The organism is Pseudoduganella sp. RAF53_2, from assembly GCF_052113985.1.
Taxonomy (GTDB): Bacteria; Pseudomonadota; Gammaproteobacteria; order Burkholderiales; family Burkholderiaceae_D; genus Rugamonas.
This window is the reverse complement of the sequence record NZ_JBFRDW010000456.1, coordinates 1-5,043: the sequence shown is the minus strand read 5'-3', so window position 1 is coordinate 5,043 and position 5,043 is coordinate 1. Positions and strand designations below refer to the sequence as shown.

Annotated in this window: 4 protein-coding genes; 2 read left to right on the top strand and 2 right to left on the bottom strand. The window is 61.7% G+C overall.

The window, feature by feature from the left end; translation table 11 throughout:
• Window positions 1–582: SMP-30/gluconolactonase/LRE family protein (locus AB4Z11_RS22760; RefSeq protein WP_442027853.1), on the top strand; the 582-nt coding region annotated here is incomplete at its 5' end.
• A gap of 139 nt (window positions 583–721) precedes the next feature.
• Here AB4Z11_RS22760 and AB4Z11_RS22755 read toward each other — a convergent pair.
• Window positions 722–1,825 (bottom strand): Gfo/Idh/MocA family protein, encoded by a 1,104-nt coding sequence (locus tag AB4Z11_RS22755; RefSeq protein WP_442027852.1) that lies wholly within the window; start codon window positions 1,823–1,825, stop codon window positions 722–724.
• A 79-nt stretch (window positions 1,826–1,904) separates the two neighbouring features.
• Complete coding sequence (gene rpoD / locus AB4Z11_RS22750; RefSeq protein ID WP_442027851.1) at window positions 1,905–4,364, bottom strand: RNA polymerase sigma factor RpoD; 2,460 nt, start codon at window positions 4,362–4,364, stop codon at window positions 1,905–1,907.
• A gap of 355 nt (window positions 4,365–4,719) precedes the next feature.
• Here rpoD and AB4Z11_RS22745 point away from each other — a divergent pair.
• Window positions 4,720–5,043: ProQ/FINO family protein (locus tag AB4Z11_RS22745; RefSeq protein ID WP_442027849.1), on the top strand; the 324-nt coding region annotated here is incomplete at its 3' end.

The following is a 5,043-nucleotide window of genomic DNA, read 5'->3' as shown; positions in this document are numbered from 1 at the left end:
GCAGTGCTGCGGCAATCGAGCGATGGCAAGCGAACCGTCATCGCGCAGCGCTACGAAGGCAACGTCTTTAATTCGCCGAACGATATCGCGCTCACCACTGACGGCACGCTTTACTTCACCGATCCGGACTATCAGAAAACCGCTGCGCCGGGCGGCCAGCCGGTGACAGGCATCTACCGCGTCGGCACCGACGGCAAGGTCACGCTGGTGGACGGCACGCGCCACAACCCGAACGGCATTGCGCTGTCGCTGAAGGAAGACATCCTGTATGTGRACGCCAGTGATGATGAAGTGCGCGCATACCCAATCAAGAACGGCGTACCGCAATCGGCACGGCATTTCGCGCGCATCGAAGGCGGCGACGGCATGACGCTCGACTGCCACGGCAATCTGTACGTGACCGAGCACGGCGCCAGGCGCGTGCGCGTGTTTGATCCGCAAGGCGAAGTGCTCGCAACGATTCGCGTAGACGCCAACGTGACCAACGTGGCCTTCGGCGGCAAGGAGGGCAAGACGTTGTACATCACGGGTGCAGGCGCCGTGTGGCAGCTGCCGCTCGACGTCACCGGACGCCCGTACTAGCCGTCACCGGCGCGCAGCCGCCCACGCATCTGACGCACAACTGCGCGCGCCAGCCAAGGCCGCGATGCCGAAGCCGAAGGCCGCGATAGCAGCGATGGGTATGGCTAAGGGCGTAGGCCACTCGGGCCTCGCCGGCTTCTCAGGCGCGCAGCGCGATGCGGCGGCGCTCGCGGGCTGACTGATAAATCGCCTCGATAATGCGGATATCGCGCAAGCCCTCTTCGCCCGCCACGATAGGCTCGCGGTTCTGCAAAACGCATTGCGCCATATGATCGAGTTGCCCCGCCCATTGCGTGGCGCCCGGCCCCGGCGGCGGCGTGATTTCGTTGTCGCGCCCGCGGCCAACCCACAGCCGGTTGCCATCGTAAGACGTGCCCGGCTCCAGTTCAATACGTCCCTTATCGCCCATCAGCAAAATGTGATTCTGGTTCGCGCTGTACATCGACATGCACGAACCGATCACGCCTGAAGGGAACTCCAGGGTGAACTGGATCATATCCTCCACCTCGCGGAAGCGCGGATCATTGCGGTCCGTCTGCTCATGCGCATACACGGCCACCGGCTCCTCGCCCGTCATATAGCGCGCCGCCTGTAGCGCATAGATGCCGATGTCCATCATCGAGCCGCCGCCGGACATGGCCTTCTTGAGGCGCCACGCATTCGGATTGCCCGCCACGAAGCCATGCTCCGAGCGGAAATAGCGCAGTTTGCCGATCTCGCCCGCCCGGGCGCGGCGCACCGCCTCCAGATTGTAGGCTTCGAAATGGCAGCGATAGCCGATCATCAGCTTCTTACCCGCTTTTTTGCAGGCCGCAATCATCTGTTCGCACTCGGCCGACGATACCGCCATCGGCTTCTCGCACAGCACATGCTTGCCCGCCTGCGCCGCGCGGATCGTGTACTCGGCATGCATCGACACCGGCAAGCAGACGTAGACCACATCGATATCCGGATTGTCGCGGATGCCGTCGTAATTCGCGTAGTTATAGATCGAGCGCTCCGGCACGCCATATTCGGCCGCCACGCGGCGCGCCTTGGCTGGGTCGCCGCTGACCAGCGCCACCAGCTTGCTGTGCTGGCAGTTCTTGAACTGCGGGATGATGATGCCCAAGCCATAGCCGCCCAGGCCGACGATGGCATAGCCGATCTTGCGGCCGGTATTCTGAGCAGCGGCGGGAGCGCCGATGGCGGCGGCCGCGATGGCGCCACCGGCGGCGAGTACGAATTCACGACGATCGGTCATTGCGAACTCCTGGCAGAAAAATGGTAGCGCAATCATACCACCATAAAAAAATGGACGCCGCAGCGTCCATTTTCGATTTTTAGCCCTGAGTCAGGAAGGTCTTCAGCTTGTCGGAGCGCGACGGCTGGCGCAGCTTGCTCATCGCCTTCGCCTCGATCTGGCGGATGCGTTCGCGGGTCACGTCGAACTGCTTGCCCACTTCTTCCAGCGTGTGGTCGTTCGACATCTCGACACCGTAACGCATGCGCAGCACCTTGGCTTCGCGCGGAGTCAGGGAATCCAGCACTTCCTTGATCACGTTGCGCATCGACGCGTGCAGCGCTGCATCCAGCGGCGCCAGCGTGGTGTTGTCTTCGATGAAGTCACCCAGCTGGGAATCGCCATCCTCGCCCATCGGCGTCTCCATGGAGATCGGCTCCTTGGCGATCTTCATGATTTCGCGGACCTTCGATTCCGGCATTTCCATCTTCACTGCCAGCGTTGCCATATCCGGCTCGGAACCGGTTTCCTGCATGATCTGGCGCGAGATGCGGTTCATCTTGTTGATGGTTTCGATCATGTGCACCGGCACGCGGATGGTACGGGCCATGTCCGCGATCGAACGGGTGATGGCCTGACGAATCCACCAGGTCGCGTAGGTCGAGAACTTGTAGCCGCGGCGGTATTCGAACTTGTCCACCGCCTTCAGCAGACCGATATTGCCTTCCTGGATCAGGTCCAGGAACTGCAGGCCGCGGTTGATGTACTTCTTCGCGATCGAGATCACCAGACGCAGGTTAGCCACGGTCATTTCGCGCTTCGCGGTACGCGCACGCTTTTCGCCGGCAGCCATCTGCTTGTTGATCACGCGCAGATCGGCCAGCGGCAGCGCCACGCGCTCCTGCAGGTCAACCATCTTGTTCTGCAGTTCCTTGATGGCGGGGACGTTACGGCCCAGCACCGCGGAATACGGATGGCCCGCAGCCACTTCGCCGTCCACCCAGTCCAGGTTCGTCTCGTTGCCGGGGAAGACCTTGATGAAGTGGGCGCGCGGCATACCGCAGCGGTTCACGCACAGTTCCAGCACGGCGCGTTCGATCGAGCGCACCTGCTCCATCTGCGAACGCAGGGTGTCGCACAGCTTCTCCACCACTTTCGCGGTGAAGCGGATGCCCAGCAGCTCGCTGGAAATCACGTCCTGCGCCTTCTTGTACGAAGCGGAACCGTAAGCAGCCTTGCGCATCTTGTCGTACTGCGACGAGATCAGGGCGAACTTTTCCAGCGCATCGTTCTTCAGCTGCGCCAGCTGTTCGGTCGAATAACCGGCCGCGCCGCCATTGACGTCGCCGTCCTCATCGTCGTCCAGTTCTTCTTCGTCGTCTTCATCGTCGGAAGCTGCGGCCTTCGGCGCAGGCGCGACCGGCGCGCTGACTTCGTTCAGGTCCACGAAACCGTCGACCACGTCGTCAACCTTCATCTCATCGTTCTCGATCTTGGCAGCCAGGGCCAGGATTTCGTCGATGGTGGTCGGGCAGGCGGAAATCGCCTGGATCATGTCGCGCAGGCCTTCTTCGATACGCTTCGCGATCTCGATTTCGCCTTCGCGGGTCAGCAGGGCCACGGCGCCCATTTCACGCATATACATACGCACCGGGTCGGTGGTACGGCCGAAGTCCGAATCCACGGTGGACAGCGCGGTCGCCGCGGCAGCTTCCACTTCATCGTCGCTGGCGGCAGCCGGCACGTTATCGCTCAGCAGCAGCGCTTCCGCATCCGGTGCGCGCTCGTACACGGCGATGCCCATGTCGTTGAAGGTTGCGATAATGCCTTCGATTGCTTCCGGATCGACAATGTTTTCCGGCAGGTGGTCGTTGATCTCGGCGTAGGTCAGGTAGCCGCGGTCCTTGCCCAGGTTGATCAGGTTCTTGAACTGCAGGCGGCGCTTCTCCATCTCCTCGGCGGAGGAGCCTTCGCCCATGGCCAGTGCGTCCAGGCCCTTGGCCTTGCGCTCGCGCGCCTTGGACGCGTGCTTCAGCTCTGCGCGTTCCACCGCGTTCAGCGCTGCCACTTCGTCGTTCTCTGGCGTGAATTCGCTCGGCTTGCGGCCACGGCGGCCCGGCACCTTCACTTGCGGCAGCAGATAGCCGGAGGTGTCGATGGATGCCAGCACGGCGGCGTCCTTCACTTCCACCACGGCGGCCGGACCGGAAGTCACGGCGGCTGGCGCAGCGTCGGCTGCCTTGGCCTTGCGGGCACGGGTAACTTTCACCGCAGGTGCAGCTTCTTCAACAGGAGCGGCCAGCGGCGCTGCCTTGGCGGCGGCGGTCTTGCGCACGGCTTTCACTTTCACCTCCACTGCCGGCTCTTCCACTGGTGCCTCAACCGGCACAGCGGACAGGCGGCGGGTTTTCTTGACCACGGTGACTTTGCCGGCTTCCTCTTGCGCGTTGTCGATCACATACGATAAAGTAGGTTTCGGTACTGCCAGGTTGGCGGCGGCGGCGGTGCGCGACGACGGCTTCTTGGCGGACAGCGTAAGGGTTTTCGGCGTTTTCGTCATTGAAATATCTTCCTCTGCGCGCCCAACGGGCACACAACGCGATTGTTCGGGTCGGGATAATCCGGAATGAAAAAAGCCCGTCGTACGGGCCGTTTCACTATGTATTCAGTGCTGAATAGAAGAGAGGGCACATGCCCAATGGCTGGACTACTGAGGGCGGCTCGGCCCCGGTCTACAACTCTTTACCAAACTGAACTCACACCGTCCTGCATTTGGTGCGTCGATCATTATACACAGTTTACGGCCTGACTGCACCTGCGATTTCAGTGAGCAAAACAACATCATGGCGGGAAATGCAATGCGTGGCCCCCTCGCCCATGGTATGCTGGCGGCTTCCGAGTAACCTCCGAAGTCAATGAACACTAGCACTACCCCTCAGGCGCCGGACGCTGAAGTCCCGGCCGCGCCGCAGTCCGCTCGCTCCCTGCTCAAGCAATTGCAGCAAGAATACGCTCCATTCCGCGATTGTCTGCCTCTTTCCATCGGCATCGATAAGCAGATAGTGGCGGCCATCCCGGAAATCAACCGCAAATTGATGCGTGCCGCGCTTGGCATTCACACCAGCTCGCAGCGTTACCTGCGCGCCATGGAAAAAGCCACCGTGCGCTACAACCTGGATGGCACCACGGGTGCTGAAGTGACGGACACGCACCGCAAGCATGCCAAAGAGGTATTGCAG